Raw genomic sequence first — 18,367 nt, 5'->3', positions numbered from 1 at the left:
GATATGACAAGCTCAAAAGAAATTATCAAAGTTCTGTTGCTTTAGCCTGTATATTTTTATGGCTACCTTTATAGGGTTAATTATGAACAGTAAATGTCAACAGACCCTAATTTTTTAAGATGAATCTTCACAAATTAAGCACCAATCTCTGGTGCTTTTTTTGTCTCAGCTCTTATAATCGTTGTTGAAATGGAATAAAAAGTGATTTTATACAATGCAAAAAAAATATTGGATTTTGGCACTCTTGGCAGGTTTTAGCAGTGCTGTCTTACCGGTGCATGCTTCTGAATTTGACCAATATCTTCAAGAAAAAAATATTATTGACAGCAAATTTAAAATTCAGAAAAAAGCTGAACTGAATGAATTACTCGCAGTGCTCAGTGCAGAAGATTCCAGAACTTTACCGTTGCAGATTGATCAAAATACGATTATTGAACAATTACAGTTAAGTGCCAATAAAACCACACTGAAAGGCATGATCATCACGCCCGATTTTAGCCAGTTTGAAAAAGACCTAGGGCGCAAAGAAGTGATGAAAGTCATTCGCAATAATCTGCTCAATAATTGTGAAATTTTCTTTGAACATCGCTATCAAATTGCGAACCCATACAAGGTTGAACTCAGCCTGAACTCGCAGACACAAACCTATAAAACTGATATTTCCCAGAAAGATTGTAAATTAAAATAATCTAACTAAATAAGACATCAAGTTTGATTTGAAATTAAAAAATCCAAAAACAAAAAAAGGTAGCTGTGGCTGCCTTTTTTAATAAGGTTTACTGTTATATCTTGCTAACGCACCAAGCCTTGCGGCTGCAAAATAATAATCAACGCGCCCAGTATTACCACCATGCCACCAAGTAGATCCCAACGCGATAGAGTCACTTGATCAACGAAGCGCAACCACATTAGCGCTGAAAAAATATAGATACCACCATAAGCGGCATAGATCCGTCCTGAAGCAGCTGGATGCAAGGTTAACAGCCAGACAAAAGCCGCCAAAGCCAGAGCTGTCGGAATCCATAACCAGTGGCTTCTCCCCTGATTTAAAATCAGATAGGGAAAATAACAACCTAAAATTTCCATCAATGCCGTGACTAAAAACAGTAAAAATGTCGTGAACAGCTTGGTAACTTGAATATCCATAATTTATCTTTTAAATGATATGAATTTGATAATTTAAAATATGAGTGCATAAAAAAACCCGTGCAGGCACGGGTTTAATCTTTTTCGTTCATTAGGCCGGTTCAGCAGTCTGGTCTTCAAAAACTTCAAGTTTTAAGCCAACCGCTTTACCATTTTCTTTTTTCACCGATACTGCAACATTGCCGCCATTTTCAGCCAGTTCACCAAACAGGATCATCTCAGCCAGCGGTTTTTTCAGGTGTTCCTGAATCAAACGTTGCATTGGACGTGCGCCCATTAAACGGTCATAGCCATGTTCTGACATCCATTCACGTGCACTTTGATCCACTTCCAGCATGACTTTTTTGTCATCCAGTTGTGCTTGAAGTTCAGTCAGGAATTTATCCACGACATTTTCAATAATGCTGCTTGGCAATGCCTTGAACTGAATCACGCCGTCGAGGCGGTTACGGAATTCTGGTGAGAAGGCTTTCTTCATCGCTTCCTGATTATCGTTACTATTATCCTGTTCCATAAAACCAATGCTGACACGAGAAATACTTTCCGCACCAATATTGGTGGTGAGTACCAAGACCACGTTACGGAAATCAGATTTACGCCCGTTGTTATCAGTCAATGAACCATGATCCATAATCTGCAATAACAGGTTAAACACATCTGGATGCGCTTTTTCGATCTCATCGAGCAACAGTACACAATGCGGATTTTTATGAATCGCATCGGTCAATAACCCACCCTGATCAAAACCGACATAGCCCGGAGGTGCACCGATTAAACGAGACACCGCATGGCGTTCCATATATTCCGACATATCAAAGCGAACCAGTTCTACACCCATCTGTTTCGCCAGCTGCTTGGTCACTTCGGTTTTACCGACACCCGTTGGGCCTGCAAAGACAAAACTACCTACAGGCTTGTCTGGAGATTTCAAACCGGCACGTGACAGTTTAATCGCAGATGCCAAGGCCTCAATCGCTTCATCCTGACCAAAGACCACACGTTTCAGATCGCGCTCAAGATTTTCCAGCACGCTCTTATCATCTTTAGAAACAGTTTTTGGTGGAATACGCGCAATTTTAGAAACGATATCTTCAATATTTTCTACGGTGATCAAACTGTCGTCTTGTTCAGCTTTGAGACGGCGCTGAGCACCGGCCTCATCAATGACATCAATCGCCTTATCTGGCAAGAAACGGTCGTTGATAAATTTTGCAGAAAGTTCTACCGCAGACACCAAAGCTTGATCGTCATATTCCACATGATGAAAATCTTCAAACTTCGATTTCAGACCACGTAGGATATCAATAGTTTCAGAAATAGATGGCTCGTTCACATCAATTTTCTGGAAACGACGTGACAAAGCATGATCTTTCTCAAAGACCTGGCGGTATTCCTGGAAAGTGGTTGAGCCAATGCAACGTAAAGAACCATTTGCCAACGCCGGTTTGATCAGATTCGATGCATCCATGGTACTGCCCATACTCGAGCCTGCACCAATAATCATGTGAATTTCATCAATAAACAGCACTGCTTCAGGTTTCTTTTTCAGCGCATTTAAAAGCTGTTTCAAGCGTTTTTCAAAATCACCGCGGTATTTGGTTCCTGCTACCAAAGCACCAATGTCCAGACTGAAAATTTCAGCATTTTCCAGTGGTTTTGGCGCTTTACCATTGACGATTAACCAAGCAAGACCTTCAGCAATTGAGGTTTTACCAACTCCCGGATCACCGACAAGGAGTGGATTGTTTTTACGACGGCGGCAAAGGATTTGCGCGGCACGCTCGATTTCTTTTTCACGACCAATCAGTGGATCGGTCTTGCCTTTTTGTGCTTCAACATTCAGGTTAGTGGTATAAAGTTCAAGTGGACCTGAACTTGCTGAAGATGCTGATTCGCCATCTAGGTCTTCGATTTCTTCTTCAGACTGTACATCTTCTTTACGGGTACCATGAGACAGGTACTGAGTCAGGGTCAGACGGTTAATTTGATGACGTTTCAGCAGATAGACTGCAAATGAGTCACGCTCAGAATACATGGCAACCAGAATATCAGCACCTTCTACAGTACGATCGCCACCGCTTGATTGCACGTGAAAAATCGCGCGTTGCAAGATCCGGTCGAAGCTTTCTGTCGGGTGTGGTGCCTGATCACTATTTTCACCAAGTTTAGGGGTATGTTGTTCTACGTACTCTTCTAATTCCTTACGCAACACGATGATGTCGGCACCACATGCTTTCAGGGCATTCACGGCGGAATCGTTGTCAAGCAAGGCTAACAATAAATGTTCTACGGTCAGGAACTCATGTCTCTTTTGACGAGCCATGCTGACAGCCAAACGTAGTGATACTTCTAATTGACGACTGAGCATGTAACCCCCTTAATCTTTAGGCTCTATTTGGCAAAGTAACGGATGACCTTGTGATCGAGCATAATTATTGACTTGGTTCGCTTTGGTCTCCGCAATGTCTCGAGGATAGACCCCAGCTACACCCTTTCCTTCATAATGTACAGTTAGCATTACTTGTGTAGCTTGGTCAAGATTCATTGCAAAGTATTGTTGTAAAATTTCAATTACAAACTCCATCGGCGTATAGTCGTCATTTAATAAAACAACGGCATACAACGGTGGACGTTTCAGTTCTGGCGGTGCAGTCTGTACAGCTAGGTCAGAATGACCGTCTTCAGAGGGTTCATTTGCTAAACGTGGGCTGATATGCCAATCAACGATTCCAGACTCATTAAAAGAATTTTTAATATCACTTAAACACATTTGACGTTTATTGCTTGGCATAAGATTTATATTTCACACTTAATTTGCATTTGCTTCGGTTTTCGGAATTTCTGACAAGGTGGCAGACTGATTTTCGACTGCTTTGCCCTGTTCCCAACTAAAACGACGAATCACAGGCTTGACACCGGTGAGACGCACTTCAATAAATTCTGGTTTAAAGCCTTTCGGCATGGTCCAGCGGCCAGTGAGTCGCTCATAATTTTCAAAATTAAAGTTTTTATCTTCCAGTGGCACCACCAGAATTTCAGTCCCTTTAATCAGGCGCAATTCCACACTACCTGAGGCACGACTTTTGCCTGGACTGACCTGAACCAGATCAATCTGATATTCAAAGGCATTTTCCGGCAAAGGTTTAATCGACAGGTTTTGAACCGCCAATGCCAAACCACCACGCTGACGCAAGATCTCGCGATAAATGGTTCCCACACTTTCGGCCTGCACCTGTTCATCACGTGCCTTGGTCATGGCCAGATACAGATCATTGGCATTACTGACCGCCAGATCACGCTCCTGAACCGCAGTATTCAGCGTCTTGTTCAGTGTTTCCAGACTGGCTTTCTGAGTCTGTACCACATCGACCAGTTGCTCTGCATCCGCATCATAACCCGCCGCAGTCAAACCCTGACGATGTCCTACGGTATATCCGAGTACGCCACTGCTTAAGATCAATACAGCCGCACCAATGGCTAAGGGCGTATTGCCTTTCATGAATGGTTTCTTAGTACCGGGTTCCTGAGGAAGCGTCGTATTTGACTCGTTATTCGGCATTTTGATCTCTTGTTTGCTTTAATCAAGACACACATTTAAATGCAAATCTAAATGTGTGTGAAGTTCTAATACGTTTTTTATGGTAATAAACCAATATTATTTAAGCCAGCGTCTTCAGCAAAACCAAACATCAGGTTCATGTTTTGCACAGCCTGACCTGCTGCGCCTTTTACCAGATTGTCTTGTACAACCAGGATCACCAGTTTCGTTGGCTGTGGCTTATACAAGGCAATACGCAACTGATTCGCTCCACGCACTGAACGCGTTTCTGGTGAACTGCCTGCCGGCATGACATCGACAAATGCTTCATTGGCATAGAACTGCTCATATAGCGCTTGTAAATCTGCCGCTTGCCCTGCTTTAGTTAAATCGATATAGATGGTCGACAACATACCACGAATCATCGGCACCAAATGCGGTACAAATAAAATATGATCAAACACATTTTTTTGACCTGAAATATTTTCCAGTGCTTCGACAATTTCAGGGTGATGACGATGACCTGCTACACCATAGGCCTTAAAGTTATCGGCATTTTCAGCATAAATCATGCCCAGACTGGCTTTACGTCCTGCACCTGATACACCAGATTTGGCATCAATAATAATGCTTTCAGGTTTCACCAATGCTTCAACCGCTTTTAAAACTGGCGCCAAACCTAACTGAACTGTGGTTGGATAACACCCCGGATTCCCGATCACATTGGCTTTTTTAATCTCTTCACGATTCAATTCAGATAAACCGTATACAGAATCTTTTAACAGTTCTGGACATGCATGTTGCATGCTATACCATTTTTCAAACTGTTCAAGATCTTGTAAACGAAAATCAGCAGCTAGGTCGATCACTTTTGTATTTGCAGCAACCAGCTCTTCGGCATGTTTCATTGCGACACCATGCGGCGTTGCAAAGAACACCACATCGCATGATTTTAATAAATCCAGACTTAAATCGGAAAATTTAAGATCGGTATGCCCGCGCAAGCTCGGGAACATGTCATCTACACGACGGCCTGCTTCAGTACGTGATGTCAGTGCTGTTACATTTACATCTGGATGTCGTAGCAAAAGACGCAAAAGTTCAATGCCTGTATAACCCGTACCACCCACAATACCCACTGAAATCACGATGATTACCTCAAATAAATGTTTCCTTTATACAGCCTAGTATGACAGGAAGTTGAGGTTTTCTAAACCATTTCACTGGGGTTTGCTGGTTTTTTAATTGATCAGTAGGATAAGTCCGATTTTGATCATGAAACTTTTAATTTGCTTAGGCTATTTCAATAGAGTTATATGGACTTATTAATTATGGTTTTAGGCACCCCACCAATATGGCAACGGCGTATTTTTCAGCGTTATACGATGCTGCTGGAAATGCTGATCATGCTTAGCAACTTCTGCCCAAAAGCGTGGACTATGATCAAAATGCTTTGTGTGTACCAGTTCATGGACAGCGACATAATGCGTGACCTCTTCAGGAAATAATACTAGCGCACTATTCAGCATAATGTCATGTTTGGCCGAACAACTGCCCCACCGGGTTTTAGGTTGTCGAATACTGCAGTTTTTAAAAGGCAAATGACATTGCTGTGAGACAAGATTTAAATATGAAGGAAGCTGTTCTTTTGCGTAGGCAATCACGAAAGTTTTTAAATATTCTTCAGGATGTCGGTCACTGATGCAAAGCTGTAAATTTTTATGATCAAAAATGAAGTTGCTCTTCTGGCTTTGATAAGAAATTTGTACAGGTTCTTTTAGATTAAATAACCGCAGCTCAATCGGTAACGTCCGGTCAATATTTTCGATTTTTTCTTGCTGGGATTGCCAGGTTTTAATCAGCCAGCTTTCAGATTGTTCAATAAAATGCCGTATCTGTTTTTTGCTGCAAAAAACCGGGGCTGTGAGGCGAATCTGGGTCGCATCGACACGCAAACGTAACCGGGTTGAACGGACATTTCGGGTGATTTGGATTTCGGGTAGATCGGATAAGGTCATTATAGTTTTTTTAATCTCCCTAACCCCCTCTTTTTCAAAGAGGGGCTTTTAAAAGTCTCCCTTCTTGCACTTGTTTTAAAGCAGTGCTTCAAAACTTCGCTCAGGGAGATTTAGAGGGATTTTTTCTAGAAAGTTTAATTAAACCGCTGTACGCTCTTCAATTCCGTTATCAGTCGCGACAATGGCGATATCTGCTTTGTTGATCGCAAAGATACCGTTACATACCACGCCCGGAATATCGTTTAAGGTTTTTTCCAGTTCAAGTGCATTTAGAATATTCAGGTTGTACACATCTAAAATCACATTACCGTTGTCAGTGACCACACCTTCACGGTACGCAGGATCGCCACCTAAAGATACGATTTTACGCGCGACTGCAGAACGCGCCATTGGAATCACTTCTACAGGAAGCGGGAACTCACGCCCTAATTGTCCAACCCATTTAGAATCATCCACGATACACACAAATTTTTTCGCAATAGAGGCAACAATCTTTTCACGTGTCAGCGCTGCACCGCCACCTTTGATCATATGCATATGACGATCAATTTCATCTGCACCATCAACATAAGCATCCAGACCACTGACAGAGTTCATATCTACCACTTCAATGCCGAGTTTTTTCAAGCGTTGTGCAGTTGCTTCTGAACTGGCTACCGCAGCTTCCAATTGCAGCTCAGGCAATAAGTCAATTAAAAAGTTTACAGTACTGCCTGTACCTACGCCTAAAATGCCCCCTTTTGGCAAGTGTTTTAAAGCGGCTTTGGCTGCTGCTTGTTTTTTCTCATCTTGGGTTGCATATAGACTCATGGCTTCACTCAACTATTTTGGACTTTTGCAGCTTTTTTAAACCGCAAAGCCGTGTGGTTTGTTACAATAAGCCCCTATTTTAAACTGTTAGATGGAAAATTAACATGCTGTCTCGTTTGGTTCGACAAATTTTACAAGCAACGGTCTACGATGTTGCAATCGAAACTCCACTCGAAGCAGCGCCACGAATTAGCGAACGACTCAATAATAATATCCGCTTTAAACGTGAAGATTTACAACCGGTTTTTTCATTCAAGCTACGCGGTGCCTATAACCGTATTAGTCAATTACCGAAATCACAAATGGAACGTGGCGTTATTACTGCTTCAGCGGGTAACCATGCACAGGGCGTGGCACTCTCAGGGAAAAAGCTGGGTATTCGCGCGATTATTGTGATGCCTAAAACCACACCTGATATCAAGGTACAGGCGGTTAAGCGTCTTGGTGGCGAAGTGGTTTTGCATGGTGATTCATTTGATGTCGCCAACAAGTATGCGATTCAACGTGCCCAGGAAGATGGCATGACCTTCATTCCGCCTTATGATGATGAACTGGTGATTGCTGGCCAAGGTACGATTGCTAATGAAATCCTGCGTCAATGGCGCGATGTGGATTACGTGTTTGTCGCAGTTGGCGGTGGTGGCCTGATCGCAGGTGTTGCAGCGTATTTAGGTGATGTCGCACCCCACGTTAAAGTCATTCCAGTGGAATACGACGAATCTGCCTGTTTAAAAGCTGCTTTAGAAGCAAATGAACGTGTGATTCTCCCATCTGTGGGCTTGTTTGCTGATGGTACAGCGGTAGCCCAAATTGGTGAAAAACCATTTGATGTGATTCGTCTGCAAAAATCGGACAATTCTGGCCCAATCGTGGAACCGAATGTGGTGCTGGTGAATACGGATGAAGTCTGTGCAGCGATTAAAGACACTTATGACGAATGCCGTAGCATTGTAGAACCATCTGGTGCAATGGCTCTGGCAGGTATTAAAAAATACGTGGCTGAACATGGCATCGAAGGGAAGAACATGGTGTCGATTGTCTGCGGCGCCAACATGAACTTCGACCGTTTACGTTATATCGCTGAACGTACCGAACTGGGTGAACGCAAAGAAGCGATTTTTGCCGTGACCATTCCGGAACAGAAAGGTTCATTCCTGAGTTTCTGCCGTGCATTACAAGGCCGTAATATTACTGAATTTAACTACCGTGCCAGCGATGCTTCTGCTGCGCAAGTCTTTGTCGGCATCAGTCTGAAAAATGGCGAGAAAGAACGTCAGGAAATTTATGAAACCTTAAAGTTCCAGTATGACGTTGACGATCTGTCTGATGACGAAGTGGCCAAACTGCATATCCGTTACCTGATCGGTGGTCATGCCGATATTGAAAATGAGCGCCTGTTCCGCGTGGAATTCCCGGAGCGTCCTGGCGCTTTACTGATGTTCCTGGAACGTCTTGGCCCAACCCATAATATCACCCTGTTCCACTACCGGAACCACGGCGCTGCTGAAGGACGTGTTCTGGTGGGTCTTGAAGCAACCGATGCACAACAGAATCCGGATGGCTTGATCGAAACTCTCGAAACCATTACCTATCCATATCAGGAAATTACCAATAATCTGGGTTATCAACGTTTCTTGAAATAATTCTTTCAAACATAAACCGCCTTTCGAGGCGGTTTTTTTATGTCCGGCTGAATGAAAATGTATGAAGTATTTATGTAAGGCCAGATAGCTGAAAACTATAAAAATCTTTAAGATACATACTTAGACATGAACTGATTTGAAATAAAAAGATTTAAGGAAATATGCATGGCATTATTTGCAGTCATTGGGCTGGGCAGCTTCGGTGCAACAGTGGCGACTCAACTGATCAGCCTGAAACATGATGTGATTGGAATCGATCTCGATAAAAAATATGTGGAAAATATTTCCGATCAGCTCACCCATGCGGTCATTGCCGATGCAACCGATGAGCATGTCCTGGATGAACTGGATATCCAGCGCTGTGAAGCGGTCGTAGTCGCAATTGGTGAAGATATTGAAGCCAGCATTCTGTGTGTACTGCATCTGAAAAATATGGGTGTAAAGAAAATTTGGGCCAAAGCCAAATCCAAAGCCCACCATATGATTTTGACCCATCTGAACGTCGAAAAAATTATTCACCCAGAAGAAGATATGGGCGTCCGTGTGGCACAATCACTCAGCTACCCGATGGTTAGCCGTTATATGTCACTTGAAGATGATCACTATATTGTCAAGATCGAGATTCATGCAGATCATCATGGTACACCGTTGAATCAGTTGATGAAGCATATACCTGAAATTACCACCTTATTACATAAACGCGGATCTACGCTGCAATACCACGTAGATGCCAATCAGATTCTTCAAGAAGGCGACATTTTACTGGTTGAAGGATTGCTGGAACCTTTGCGCCGTCTTGCTAAATATTTTAAACATTTATGAAAAGTTCTGATTTAAAGCAACACAGGACGATTAACCTCAGTCCTCCGAGCTTACTGGCTTTGGGTTTTCTCGGATTAATTCTGATCGGCTCACTGCTATTGATGCTGCCTATTGCACATCATGGAGAAATCAGCTGGCTGGAGGCGATTTTTACAGCAACTTCTGCTGTGACCATTACCGGGCTATCGGTGGTGAATGTCGGTGAAGCCTATACCGTATTTGGTCAAATCGTGATTATGTTTTTGTTGCAATGCGGCGGCTTGGGTTTTATGACCTTTGCCATTCTGGCAGTGATGAGTCTGGCACCGCAACTGGGGCTAAAACAACAAGTCATGGCACAGGAGTCCATTGGACAAACTAGTCTGAAAAAAGTCAGTTTTACCATTAAAGCCGTGTTTTTATATTCTCTATTCTTTGAAGCGATCGGCACGCTGATTCTGACCTTGTCCTGGCTTAAAGAATATCAATTCACTGATGCATTATTTTATGCAGCCTTTTATAGTGTCTCCGCTTTTAATAATGGTGGATTTTCACTATTTCCAAATAGCTTGATGAGTTTTTCAGGGCAATATCTGATTACCTTTACCATCAGTATGTTGTATATCATTGGCGGTATCGGTTTTCTGGTGCTGATGGACGTCAAAGAACATAAGCGCTGGCGTAAGTTGAGTACCAACAGCAAGCTAATCCTCTCAACGATTCTGGGTCTGAACCTAAGTGCTTTTATCGTACTTTGGCTACTAGAGGCTTCCAATCCACACACCTTGGGTCTCATGAGTTTGGGCGATCAGGCCGTGAATGCCTGGTTCCATGCCACCGTTCCCCGCTCTTCAGGTTTTAATAGCTTGCCAATGGAACAAATGAGCGATGCATCCAGTCTCGTTACCATGCTGCTCATGTTTATCGGGGGCGGCTCCTTAAGTACGGCGGGCGGCATTAAGGTCGGTACGTTTATTATTGTGGTCATCAGCGTAATCAGTTTTTTAAGACGCGAAGATGAGATCCGGCTGTTTAATCACTCTATTCCTGAAAAAACTACGTTTAAAGCATTGGCCGTCGTGTGTATTACTGCAGCATTGATCATGATGGGTTTTATGAGCTTATTAATCCTGGAACCTGAGCAGGATTTTCTGGATCTGTTGTTTGAAGCCGTGTCTGCGGCCTGTACCGTCGGTTTGTCCCGAGGGGTAACAGAGGAACTACAACCTGCCAGTTTGATTATTCTAATGCTGTTAATGTTCGCAGGGCGTCTAGGGCCACTGACGCTTGCTTATTTTATTGCGACTCCGAAAAAGAGTCGTCTCAAACATCCGCCTTCAGAAATCCAGATTGGCTAATCTATCTATAAAAAAACCATGCAGCGGCATGGTTTTTTATTTTCATTCCAAGATGTTTAAAGTTGGAATCCTAGAACCAGTTCATCAAGGAAACACCTAAACCGACATACGTGGCACGATGGTTATAATCAATCAGGCTTTCTCCGTAACCATCAAAAAGCTGGAATTGGCCACGCAAACGCCCACTGATCGGGAATGACCAGTCGAACTGTACCGCTCCACGGTTTTCATCTCCACCTTTTAAGGTATGTCGTAGCATCAATGAAAAATCATGCTCCTTATAACGATAAAATGCGGTCATGTCTCCACGGCCAATATAGTTCTTGATCTCTGGATTGTTATCGTCTTCTCGCTTCTCTTCAAAGCGATACCAAGGACGAACCATCAAGGCAAAATTGTCTTTTTCAAAACCAAGATTCAGCATCACCCGATTCCAGCTACGTGATAACGGATCAGAACGACCATTGGACTGATGATTGATGGTCAATCCCAACATACGCCAATTCAGACCCAAAAGATCATAATTGGTACGGAAAATCAAACTGGCTTCGGGTTCATAGTTGGTCTCACGAAACGGACGTGATTCTTCCGAGTTATACACCTGCCAACGCGAAGACTGAGTATAACCAAGCCAGAGATCGCCATTATCTCCCAAGATATTTTCAACCGCCTTGGTCTTTAAAGACAGTTGAAACTTAGCTTCAGTTGAGGTGAGATTCTGTTTCTCTGTCTCTATATTGTTGGGATTTTCACTCTCGGGTAATTCATTCTTGTTTGATGTCCAGAAACCTGGCATCAAATACACCGGCTGATAAGAACGAATGTTCCAGGTGCCTAATTTACTTTCCGGAGAGAGTTCCCAGCGGCTATCCAGCAAAGACAGATTCGGCGTCAGCTTTGATCCTTCAGAAGCGTAAATATTGGAAACAATCTGACCAATTTTCGCTTTTAAATTGTCGGGTTCAGGCGCAATTTCTGCTGCTGCACGACGTTCAGAAACGATTGCAGGCTTATCAGTAACCGGAATTTTAAATAAAGTATCATAACAGGCCAGACGCTCTGCACTAATTTCCAGTGCAGCACAGGCTTCAGCCGTTGCCGGCGTGGGACTGTTGACTACTGTTTCTTCCGCATTCACTTGCGTCCCAACTGCACAGCCCAGCAACACGCTCAGCTGTAGAGTTGAGCGCTTAAACGAATTAAGCGCCATCCCTTATCCTCTTTTTTTTATTTATAGAACTTGTTGAATTACAAAACCAAGCTGCTCCAGCATTTCACGTTTTGCCACTGGTGCCACAACGGCTTTCGTCGCCTGCTGCTCGACCAGATAGGTCTGTGCAACACGCTGCAAATCATCCAGTGTGACATTCAATAAACGTTCACGTAATTTTTTACGGAACGCTGGCGTACGTTGATGCAAGTAGGAATAACATGCAGTAATGGCTTCGCCTGCCGGTGAGCCTGGTTTATCCATACTGGCAATCAGCCCCAGAATGGCTTCTTCCAGTTGATGCGGCTGTTGTGGTGCATTGAGTAACCACTGAATACTCGCATCAAAATCCTGGAAGGTTTCTGCCAGACGTGGGTCACGGTAGCTGTAGAAACGGAACGAACAGGCATTGCCGTCATAGCTCGCACCACCACCATAGGCACCGCCTTTTTCACGAATGGCGCTGTGCAGGAAGCCATTACGCAAATAACCCGCTAGTACCATCAAGGCAGCAGCATCAGGGTGTGAGACTTCAACTGCCGGATAAGCAGCCGCACAGAATTGGACATTGGCTTGAATCAACCAGGCTTCGTGCTGATCATGGGTTACTTTTTCGACTTGAGTCAATGCAACCGGTGCTGGATCAACAGCAAGTTTGTCCCAGACATTCTGAATTTCTTCGATCAGATGCTCAGACTGCGGCTCTTCACAGACTAACAGGAATTGCTTTGGTGCTTGCAACAAGACCCGATGAATCCGTTTTAATTCATCAATCAGCAGATCATATTCAGCCGGATCTTTTTCGATCTTAGACACCAGCTCGATCAGCCAGTTCAATGCACCCAAACCGGTATTGTGATAATCACGCAAAGCCAATGCACTATGCTGACGTGAAGCCGTTTGCATTGCATAGCTATGTCCAGAACCAGAAATACGTGACTGCCAGCGCGTTTTACGCTGTTGTAACAGTTCAACAATACGGTCTTTCTCATCAAAACGAAGCTGTTCAAAACCGATCTTTAACAGACGAATTGCATCCAGATGATTCACCAAAGATTTGGTGGTCAACGTCAACCAGGCAGTAATTTTGTTTTTGTCATCGACTTTAGAACGCAAAGATGCGCCCATGCCCAGACCGCCACTTACCGCTGTTTGCAGTTGCTGGAACTCAAGATAATCATACTCACCCGCACCAACTTCACCCATCAGGATCGACAGCAGGTTAAAGTAAGGCGACTGCACCACTTCATCCGGAATATTGACCAGAACCTGTTGATAATAAATCCCATTGGTGCCGGCATGATACAGGTTCAACGGCGTATCAACACGGTTACAGATAATCTCACGCAACTGGCCTTGAACAATTTGCAATTCCGCAGGGACATCTTCCAGACCGACTTTCGGCAATAAGTTCAAGTCATCCGGCGTGTCCTGACGAACATTCAATGCTTCAGTCTGGGCAATAATTTCAGCTTTTTGTTCTTCAGTCAGATTCTTTCCAATTTCGGCTAGACGCGCTTTTTCATCAGCCGCTTCTTTGGCAGATTTGGTCGCATCGGGAACCAGTGTCAGTTGGACACGATGTGGGTTATCCAGCAGATGCTCTTTGATCAGATTGGAAAGCCACATCGGATCTTGCAGCTCTTCCTTAACTGCGGCAATCGCAGAATCCACATCCCAAACTTCAACCGGATCACGGTGATGAATCGCGCTGCCCAGACCGCTCAGAATCAGGCTCAAACCATACGGCGTACCATCACCATTGATTTCACGCTGATGCAATTCAATTTGATGCAGGATCGCATCGACCATGTTCTGATCAACCGGTTTAGAGGCAACATCTTCTAGAACCTTAAACACACCATTTTTAAATTCTTCTGCATGTTCAGGATTTGAACCCTGCACCGCACAGTAGAAATTCATTTCAAAATTAGAATCATCCACGCCCATGAATGGACCTGTTGCATCTGCATAACCACACGTTTCCAGATAATGACGCAGTGGTGATGCTGAATCTTCAAGCAGAATCCCTTCAACTAAACGCATGCCCAAACGCAGTTTAATGTCACTAGCTTCCGGCAATAACCATGACAGCACATGATAGGTCTTGTCCTGTAGATCTTCGGCATCGACCGCATAGCTGTCGGTAACCGTCAATGGTGCAGTCAAACGGGTTTCAGGTGTTGGATACAGCGTCTGACCTTTTTCAAATTTGGATAATGCCAGATGTTCAAACTGCTCTTGCAATTCAAATGCTGTTTTATTGCCAAAGGTCATGAAGACTGCATTACTTGGATGGTAATGTGACTTATAGAAATCTACTAACTCTTGGTAAGTCAGGTCAGGAATATCTTTAGGATCACCACCAGAATTATAATGATAGGTGGTATGCGGATATAAATGATGCGCCAGCGTGTGATACAGCTGGTCTGAAGGCGAACTCATCGCACCTTTCATTTCATTAAAAACTACGCCTTTATAGACAGGCTCGCCATTTTCCAGCTCAATGCGAATGCCTTCCTGGGCAAAATCCAATGGATTCAGGTTCGCAGCAAATGCTGCATCCATATACACTTCGAGCAGGTTCTGGAAATCTTTACTATTTTGGGTCGCAAATGGATACGCAGTCCAGTCAGCCGCAGTAAAGGCATTCATGAAAGTATTCAATGAACGGCGAATCATCAGGAAGAATGGATCACGCACCGGGAATTTTTCTGAACCACACAGCGCAGTATGTTCCAGAATATGGGCTTCGCCTTTAGAATCCATCGGCTGGGTACGAAACGCCACCAGAAAGACATTTTCGTCGTGATTGGTCGCCAGATGATAATGCGTGGCGCCAGTCACTTTATGTTTATATTCAGACACGAAAATGTCTAAAGCTTCAACATGTTGTTGACGTACCAACTGAAACGCAGGATGTACAGTTTGAGAAATGGTTTCAGTGACATCTACAGTCATGCGATCTCCTAATGCTTTAATTAAAATAACTAAGCGCATTATAGCTTTAGTTGTTTGAATTATTCACGTTGAAAACCGAGGATTTTGATCGAATTAAGTAAACTTGATCATTTGAAAATTAAATCATCAAATTTACTTCCTGCATCTAGATGAGTATTTACAAGCTTAAGAAATCAGATATTTAAAATAGTTATAGCTTGGATTATTTTCTACAAATACATAATTCTGCTTTTGATAAAAACTGGCGGCCAGTCGGGTATCTGTTTGTAAGCATAAAGCCGAATAATGCGGACGTGCCAATTGCTCTAGGTAAGCCAAAAGCTGTTTGCCTACGCCATGCTGACGATATTTCGGATGCACATAAAAACGGCGTACACGACCAATGCGGTCTTCAATGCCGTTATCTCCCCATTGCTGGTTTAAGCCACCACAGCCAACCAGTTTCTTGCCATCATGCGCCACCACCAAATATTCATTGGCGTGGCTAAAGCAGTTTTTCCCGGTGCGATATTCTTCTATTAACTTATCTACCAAATTATAGCCTTCTTTACGTGCCAGAGTTGCCAGTGTTTCGATCTGATCCGGGAGTTGTTCGGCTGTTACAATTTTAATATTCATATACGCACACTATTTGAAATTGTTGTGAAGAATCACTGTTGCCAAGCGACTTAAAGTATCATGCCAGGAGCGATATCTCTTTATAAATAAAATGTGATCCTTAAATCAATGCTGCAGCACACCAGTGCACAAAAATAAGTCAGTTTTTAGACCAAAGATAGCTGCTGAACAAAATACAGCATTTTTGAAAAATATTTGAAAATGATTCAGCAAACTACAGCAATCCCAAGCAATCGTGTAAACTTAGGACTTTCATTTTTAATGTGATATTTGAACATGGCAACTGTTGATCTTTTTGCGATTGGTAATGCGCTGATTGACCAAGAATTTAAAGTTTCTGATGACTTTTTAACTGCACATCACTTGCAAAAAGGCACCATGCAACTTGCAGATGGTGAGACTCAGGCCACTCTTTATCAAAATCTTCAAGCGACTCAAGTGTATAAGGGTCAGGCTTCAGGCGGTTCAGCAGCCAACACTACCGTGGCATTTTCTGCGCTCGGTGGTTCTGCATTTTATGGCTGTCGTGTCGGAAATGACGAACTGGGGCACATCTACCTGAAGGGTTTGAATGATGCAGGTATTAAGACCACCACCCAATCGATCAGTGAAGGCGTAACAGGGACATGTATGGTTCTGGTCAGCCCTGATTCTGAACGTACCATGCATACCTATCTGGGTATTACGGCCGAACTGACTGATCAACAAATTGATTTCAGCGCACTAAATAGCGCGAAATGGCTATATCTCGAAGGTTATTTATCAACTTCTGACACAGCACGTCATGCGGTACAACAAGCACGTGATATTGCCCGTGCCAATGGCGTTAAAATTGCCCTAACTTTATCTGATCCTGCCATGGTGCAATACGCGCGTGCCGGTTTGGATGAAATGATTGCAGATGGTGTAGACTTGCTGTTATGTAACCAGCAAGAAGCGCTGATGTATACAGAAACAGATAATCTTGAGGCAGCCCTGCTTAAATTAAAAACAATCAGTCAGCACGTTGTCATTACATTGTCAGCTGAAGGCGCACTGATTTCGGATTATCAAAATACATTTACTGTTCCTGGCCGTAAAGTGCCTGCAGTAGATGCCAACGGTGCCGGTGATGCTTTTGCCGGGGCTTTCCTGTACGGATTGAATGCTAATTTGGGTCTTCAAGCTGCGGCTGAACTGGCGATTCTCATTTCGAGCCAGGTGGTTTCACAATTTGGTCCACGCCTGGCAGTTGAAGACTATGCGGCATTATTACAAGACTTTCAAAAGGAATGTGCTTAATGTTTAAAATTTGCATGACCGAAGACGTTCCAGAACGCGAAGCACGCTCTTTTGAGCTTCCCGATGGAGATAATATCTTTATCACACAGCGTGACGGTGCCTTCTATGCCTATCAAAACCTGTGTCCGCATTTGCAGGTCGAACTGGAATTTCTGGAAAACCAGTTTCTGGATCGCGATCAGGAATTTATTGAATGCTCCACGCATGGCGCCTTGTTTCTGGTAGAAAGCGGTGAATGCATTTCTGGGCCTTGCCAAGGTCAAGCACTTGAAAAAGTAGAGATTACCGTGCATTCTGATGGTGGAATTTACCTCTCAGAATAAGACTAAAACGGACTTCACCATGCCTGCATTTTTTCTAGACTATAACCTGATGCCTTTTCATCTGAGTTTATTGGCGATTATTCTGTTCGGTGTGGTGAAAACCATTGGTTTCTATTTTGGACTCAGACCCAGCAAGTTTCTGCAAAAAATTTCACCTTATGACTTTCAGCAGATGGATCTACTAAACGTCAAATTCTCCAAAACCTTGATTGTGTTTTTCTTCCTGATGAATTTTAGTTTTGCCGGCTATGTTTTACAGTTCCTGATCTATTCTCAGGAATTTAAATTTCTGCCTGCTTATTACCTGATTATTCCGGCTTTAATCATTGCGACTTTTTTTACTATTTTTATGATTCACTGTCTGGATCAGGTCATTCCACCTAAATATAAAAAGAACAATGTCAATTTACTTGGCCGTTTGGCGACAATTTCCAGTGGCAATGCCCGACCCGGTTTTTCTGCTCAAGCGCGGGTGCGAGATGAGTATGGGCAACTGCATTATGTACAGGTAGAACCTGAGTTTGGTGAACTCGGTTTTCAGTCGCAGATTATCCTGATTCGCATGAGAAAATCTCATTATGTTGCCAAGAAAATTTGTAAATCTAATCAGCTGTTCAGCATGAATCTAGATTAAATTCTAAATCATTTGATAGTTATTAA

At 43.3% G+C, this 18,367-nt stretch carries 17 protein-coding genes and 1 pseudogene; 8 read left to right on the top strand and 10 right to left on the bottom strand.

From position 1 onward, the window contains the following. Together WFH18_RS06645 and WFH18_RS06640 are read left to right on the top strand one after the other, a co-directional pair. Window positions 1-93 (top strand): annotated as a pseudogene (locus tag WFH18_RS06645) (IS5/IS1182 family transposase); the annotation flags it as partial. A 121-nt stretch (window positions 94-214) separates the two neighbouring features. Continuing rightward, the gene (locus WFH18_RS06640; protein WP_004280177.1) at window positions 215-688 is read left to right on the top strand and encodes a hypothetical protein; all 474 of its coding nucleotides are present in this window, start codon (window positions 215-217) and stop codon (window positions 686-688) included. A 104-nt stretch (window positions 689-792) separates the two neighbouring features. Here the strand turns inward: WFH18_RS06640 and WFH18_RS06635 are convergent, their stop codons facing one another. The 7 genes from WFH18_RS06635 to rpiA all read right to left on the bottom strand — a co-directional run bounded on the left by WFH18_RS06635 (window position 793) and on the right by rpiA (window position 7,512). Continuing rightward, window positions 793-1,146: a YnfA family protein gene (locus tag WFH18_RS06635; protein ID WP_004646786.1), complete on the bottom strand. Its 354-nt coding sequence runs from the start codon at window positions 1,144-1,146 to the stop codon at window positions 793-795. A gap of 91 nt (window positions 1,147-1,237) precedes the next feature. Beyond that, window positions 1,238-3,514 carry an ATP-dependent Clp protease ATP-binding subunit ClpA gene (gene clpA, locus WFH18_RS06630; protein WP_005100836.1) on the bottom strand — a complete coding sequence of 759 codons (2,277 nt, stop codon included), beginning with the start codon at window positions 3,512-3,514 and terminating at the stop codon, window positions 1,238-1,240. A gap of 9 nt (window positions 3,515-3,523) precedes the next feature. Continuing rightward, window positions 3,524-3,937 (bottom strand): ATP-dependent Clp protease adapter ClpS, encoded by a 414-nt coding sequence (gene clpS / locus WFH18_RS06625; RefSeq protein ID WP_005263035.1) that lies wholly within the window; start codon window positions 3,935-3,937, stop codon window positions 3,524-3,526. An 18-nt stretch (window positions 3,938-3,955) separates the two neighbouring features. Beyond that, the gene (locus WFH18_RS06620; RefSeq protein WP_005263036.1) at window positions 3,956-4,705 is read right to left on the bottom strand and encodes a DUF6776 family protein; all 750 of its coding nucleotides are present in this window, start codon (window positions 4,703-4,705) and stop codon (window positions 3,956-3,958) included. Window positions 4,706-4,782: 77 nt separating this feature from the next. Then, a complete protein-coding gene (gene argC / locus WFH18_RS06615; protein WP_171521919.1) occupies window positions 4,783-5,838 on the bottom strand; it encodes an N-acetyl-gamma-glutamyl-phosphate reductase in 1,056 nt (351 codons plus the stop codon). A gap of 183 nt (window positions 5,839-6,021) precedes the next feature. Further along, window positions 6,022-6,702, bottom strand: coding sequence for a M48 family metallopeptidase (locus tag WFH18_RS06610; protein WP_004646782.1), 681 nt, complete (start codon window positions 6,700-6,702; stop codon window positions 6,022-6,024). 138 nt (window positions 6,703-6,840) lie between these two features. Further along, the gene (gene rpiA, locus WFH18_RS06605; RefSeq protein WP_004279784.1) at window positions 6,841-7,512 is read right to left on the bottom strand and encodes a ribose-5-phosphate isomerase RpiA; all 672 of its coding nucleotides are present in this window, start codon (window positions 7,510-7,512) and stop codon (window positions 6,841-6,843) included. 104 nt (window positions 7,513-7,616) lie between these two features. On the opposite strand from rpiA, the gene ilvA reads away from it, so the two are divergent. The 3 genes from ilvA to WFH18_RS06590 all read left to right on the top strand — a co-directional run bounded on the left by ilvA (window position 7,617) and on the right by WFH18_RS06590 (window position 11,314). Further along, window positions 7,617-9,155, top strand: coding sequence for a threonine ammonia-lyase, biosynthetic (gene ilvA / locus WFH18_RS06600; RefSeq protein ID WP_004646781.1), 1,539 nt, complete (start codon window positions 7,617-7,619; stop codon window positions 9,153-9,155). A 165-nt stretch (window positions 9,156-9,320) separates the two neighbouring features. Further along, window positions 9,321-9,977, top strand: coding sequence for a potassium channel family protein (locus tag WFH18_RS06595; RefSeq protein WP_004646780.1), 657 nt, complete (start codon window positions 9,321-9,323; stop codon window positions 9,975-9,977). Continuing rightward, window positions 9,974-11,314 (top strand): TrkH family potassium uptake protein, encoded by a 1,341-nt coding sequence (locus WFH18_RS06590; protein ID WP_004646778.1) that lies wholly within the window; start codon window positions 9,974-9,976, stop codon window positions 11,312-11,314. Before WFH18_RS06595 ends, WFH18_RS06590 begins: the two co-directional genes overlap by 4 nt. Before the next feature lie 70 nt (window positions 11,315-11,384). Here the strand turns inward: WFH18_RS06590 and WFH18_RS06585 are convergent, their stop codons facing one another. The 3 genes from WFH18_RS06585 to WFH18_RS06575 all read right to left on the bottom strand — a co-directional run bounded on the left by WFH18_RS06585 (window position 11,385) and on the right by WFH18_RS06575 (window position 16,103). Then, window positions 11,385-12,524: a phospholipase A gene (locus WFH18_RS06585; protein WP_085064653.1), complete on the bottom strand. Its 1,140-nt coding sequence runs from the start codon at window positions 12,522-12,524 to the stop codon at window positions 11,385-11,387. 21 nt (window positions 12,525-12,545) lie between these two features. Continuing rightward, a complete protein-coding gene (locus tag WFH18_RS06580) occupies window positions 12,546-15,485 on the bottom strand; it encodes an insulinase family protein (protein ID WP_336754712.1) in 2,940 nt (979 codons plus the stop codon). 165 nt (window positions 15,486-15,650) lie between these two features. Then, window positions 15,651-16,103: a GNAT family N-acetyltransferase gene (locus tag WFH18_RS06575; RefSeq protein WP_004646775.1), complete on the bottom strand. Its 453-nt coding sequence runs from the start codon at window positions 16,101-16,103 to the stop codon at window positions 15,651-15,653. Window positions 16,104-16,379: 276 nt separating this feature from the next. Between WFH18_RS06575 and WFH18_RS06570 the strand changes: the two genes are divergently transcribed. Genes WFH18_RS06570 through WFH18_RS06560 form a run of 3 tightly spaced genes read left to right on the top strand, consistent with a single transcriptional unit; the run spans window position 16,380 to window position 18,341 of the window. Further along, entirely contained in the window at window positions 16,380-17,384 is a 1,005-nt protein-coding gene (locus WFH18_RS06570; protein WP_004646774.1) for an adenosine kinase, read from the top strand. A 14-nt stretch (window positions 17,385-17,398) separates the two neighbouring features. After that, complete coding sequence (locus tag WFH18_RS06565; RefSeq protein ID WP_004279797.1) at window positions 17,399-17,707, top strand: Rieske (2Fe-2S) protein; 309 nt, start codon at window positions 17,399-17,401, stop codon at window positions 17,705-17,707. Between the two features lie 19 nt (window positions 17,708-17,726). Beyond that, window positions 17,727-18,341, top strand: a complete 615-nt coding sequence (locus tag WFH18_RS06560; protein ID WP_004279798.1) for an OB-fold-containig protein — start codon at window positions 17,727-17,729, stop codon at window positions 18,339-18,341. Window positions 18,342-18,367: the final 26 nt, after the last annotated feature.

Origin of the sequence: Acinetobacter sp. USHLN143 (assembly GCF_037145695.1) — a bacterium.
Lineage (GTDB): Bacteria > Pseudomonadota > Gammaproteobacteria > Pseudomonadales > Moraxellaceae > Acinetobacter > Acinetobacter fasciculus.
This window is presented reverse-complemented; position numbering and strand designations above follow the sequence as displayed.